Genomic DNA, 3,131 nt, shown 5'->3' with positions numbered 1-3,131 from the left:
TTTTCGTTTTTCCCCTGCCCTAAAGGGAGCCGAAAATTGGAGGGTGTGTGGAAATTTTCGTTTTTCCCCTGCCCTAAAGGGAGCCGAAAATCGAGAGCGTTATTTTTTGCGAGCTTAAAGGGAGGTGGAAATTTAAGGTTATCAGTTATCGGTTTCTGATTATTGGAATTTCCTTTTTTTGTAATGTGCAGTAAACAAAAACAGCCTTTTTTGTTATGTATGTTGAACATTAATAGCTTTGTAAAAGGAGTGCTGCTACAGATGGTATAAACAAATTGAGTTTTATGAAAAAAATACTAGTAACAGGCGCATCAGGTCAGCTAGGTTCAGAGTTAAGAGTGTTGTCTGAAAATTATTCTAAATTTGAATGGTTTTTTGCTGATAGAACACAAATTACTTTAGATGACTTATCCGTTTTAAAGAATCAATTGGATTTAATTCAAGCTGATGTTATCATTAATTGTGCTGCTTATACTGCTGTGGACAAAGCAGAATCAGAAGAGGAACTAGCTGATACCATCAATCATTTGGCTGTGGGAGTTTTGGCCAGCTGGTCGGCATCCAATAATGTGAAGTTAATTCATGTTTCAACCGATTATGTTTTTGATGGGAATTCGGCAATCGCCTTAGATGAAAACTCCCCAACTACTCCAATCAATGTTTATGGTGCTACCAAATTATTAGGAGAACAACTTTGTTTGACTACTAATCCTGAGGCAATCATAATTAGAACTTCGTGGGTTTATTCTAGTTTTGGAAATAATTTTGTAAAAACGATGTCTCGACTAATGCAAGAGAGAGAGAGTTTGAGTGTGGTGAATGATCAAATAGGTTCTCCAACCTATGCGGCTGATTTGGCGCAAGCGATTGTAATAATTATAAACCATGCTAATTGGCATGCTGGTATTTATAATTTTTCTAATGCGGGAGAAATCAGTTGGTTTGAATTTGCTTTGGCGATACAAGAAATAGGTGGTTTTGATTGTGTTATTGGCGGAATTCCTTCTTCGTCATATCCTACACCAGCGAAACGTCCTGCCTATTCTTTGTTGGATAAAAGTAAAATAATAAATACTTATGGAGTTGAAGTTCCTGATTATAAAGAGAGTTTGAGGAAGTGTATGGGGTTGTTGAAAGGTTAGAGGAGGGAATTTTCGTTTTTCCCCGGCGTTAAAGGGAGTCGAAAATTGGGGTGTGTGGAAATTTTCGTTTTTCCCCAGCCCTAAAGGGAGCCGAAAATTGGGTGTGTGAAAATTTTCGTTTTTCCCCAGCGTTAAAGGGAGTTGAAAATTGGGTGTGTGAAAATTTTCGTTTTTCCCCGCCCTAAAGGGAGTCGAAAATTGGGTGTGTTCGAAAAACCAGATGTTTTCCCCGGCCCTAAAGGGAGCCATCTGATTTTTGGAGCGAGAATATTTTAGGGAATCATTTACTTTTCCCTAGCCATAAAGGGAGTTGAAAATTGGGGTGTGTGGAAATTTTCGTTTTTCCCCGACCCTAAAGGGAGCCGAAAATTGGGTGTGTGATTTTGTCTCGGGACTAAAGGGAGCTGAAAATTTATACGGTAATCTAGTATTGACCCGAAAGTGAGTCGGAAGTTGAGATTGTGATTTTCAATAAAGATATCTAAATTGAGAATCTGATTTTGAGTTTCTTTTTTGCCCCCTTTAGGGCTTGGGGCAAACAAAAAAGAAACTTATCTAAGATGTGTTTTAGTGTTACCTCTACTGAAAGCTTTCGGGATTAAATGGAACGAAAAGAGGTGAGGAGGTGAAAATTAGCGTTTTTTCCCGGCCCTAAAGGGAGCCATCTGATTTTTGGAGCGAGAATATTTAGGGAATCATTTACTTTTCCCCGACCCTAAAGGGAGCCGAAAATTGGGTGTGTGAAAATTTTCGTTTTTCCCTGGCGTTAAAGGGAGCCGAAAATTGGGTGTGTGAATTTATCTCGGTAGCTATCGGGACGAAAAATAATTCAGAGCAACATAAGAATCCTGTGTTACGTGATTAAGTTTTGTTAATCAAAATTATTTGTATCTTTGTAACCGATTTTAGACTTATAAGCAAATGCGGATCGTAACGTTTACAAAAATTAAAGAGTTTACAGAAAAACACGCCAGTTCTGATGTTGCTTTGAGAGACTGGTATTTTAAAGCAAAAAGAAGCGAGTGGAATACTTTAAATGACATTAAGCAAACTTTTAATAGTGTTGATTATGTAGGCAATAATCGTTATGTGTTCAATATAAAAGGTAATGACTATAGACTTGTAGCCATTATCATTTTTGCCTCAAGCAAAGTCTATATTCGATTTATTGGTACACATTCGCAATATGATAAAATGGACTGTTCAAACATTTAGAAACTATGAGAACAATACAAACAAAAAAAGAGTACATAGCATTAAGCAACCGCATTGACGACTTGTTAGTACTTGTAGATAATAATACCTCTAGTGACGATAAAAATTTTATTGAATTGGATTTACTTTCCGATTTAGTAGCCGATTACGAAGAAGCCAACGAACCTATAAAGGCACCTACGCTTATCGAAGCAATGAAATTGCGCATGTATGAGCGTGGTTTAAATCAAAAACGTTTATCGGAACTATTGGGTGTTAGCACTTCAAGAGTTAGTGAGTATTTGACAGGTAAAAGCGAACCGCCTTTAAAAACGGCAAGAGATATAAGTCAAAAATTAGATATTGACCCTATGATTGTTTTGGGTGTTAATTAGAGGATAGAGGTGAAAATTTTCGTTTTTCCCCGACCCTAAAGGGAGCCGAAAATTGCGTGTGTGTGGAAATTTTCGTTTTTCCCCAGCCGAAAGTGAGGCGGAAGTTCGCAGCGTGACTTGGAATAAAGATAACTAAATTGAGAATCGGATTTTGAGTTTCTTTTTTGCCCCCTTTAGGGCTTGGGGCAAACAAAAAAGAAACTTATCTAAGAGGTTTTTTAGTGTTACCTCTACTGAATGCTTTCGGGACCTCAAGGGAACGAAAAGACTTGAAATGTGGAAATTTTCGTTTTTCCCCGGCCCTAAAGGGAGCCGAAAATTGGGTGTGTGGGAATTTTCGTTTTTCCCCGACCCTAAAGGGAGCCGAAAATTGGGTGTGTGATTTTGCCTCGGGGACTAA

The 3,131-nt window shown here is 38.0% G+C and carries 3 protein-coding genes; all 3 read left to right on the top strand.

Annotated features, from left to right (window positions below):
- Nucleotides 1-284 precede the first annotated feature (284 nt).
- The 3 genes from rfbD to AC4PRO_RS18035 all read left to right on the top strand — a co-directional run bounded on the left by rfbD (nucleotide 285) and on the right by AC4PRO_RS18035 (nucleotide 2,731).
- Nucleotides 285-1,142: a dTDP-4-dehydrorhamnose reductase gene (gene rfbD, locus AC4PRO_RS18045; protein WP_492118379.1), complete on the top strand. Its 858-nt coding sequence runs from the start codon at nucleotides 285-287 to the stop codon at nucleotides 1,140-1,142.
- 921 nt (nucleotides 1,143-2,063) lie between these two features.
- Nucleotides 2,064-2,357: a type II toxin-antitoxin system HigB family toxin gene (locus AC4PRO_RS18040; protein ID WP_492118378.1), complete on the top strand. Its 294-nt coding sequence runs from the start codon at nucleotides 2,064-2,066 to the stop codon at nucleotides 2,355-2,357.
- 5 nt (nucleotides 2,358-2,362) lie between these two features.
- Entirely contained in the window at nucleotides 2,363-2,731 is a 369-nt protein-coding gene (locus tag AC4PRO_RS18035; RefSeq protein ID WP_074724540.1) for a helix-turn-helix domain-containing protein, read from the top strand.
- Nucleotides 2,732-3,131: the final 400 nt, after the last annotated feature.

The organism is Flavobacterium sp. DW-iso2 (assembly GCF_058725285.1).
This window is presented reverse-complemented; position numbering and strand designations above follow the sequence as displayed.

Coding starts and splice junctions, on each gene's coding strand:
- rfbD (WP_492118379.1), top strand. CDS start 285: ATGAAAAAAATACTAGTAACAGGCGCATCAGGTCAGCTAGGTTCAGAG.
- AC4PRO_RS18040 (WP_492118378.1), top strand. CDS start 2,064: ATGCGGATCGTAACGTTTACAAAAATTAAAGAGTTTACAGAAAAACAC.
- AC4PRO_RS18035 (WP_074724540.1), top strand. CDS start 2,363: ATGAGAACAATACAAACAAAAAAAGAGTACATAGCATTAAGCAACCGC.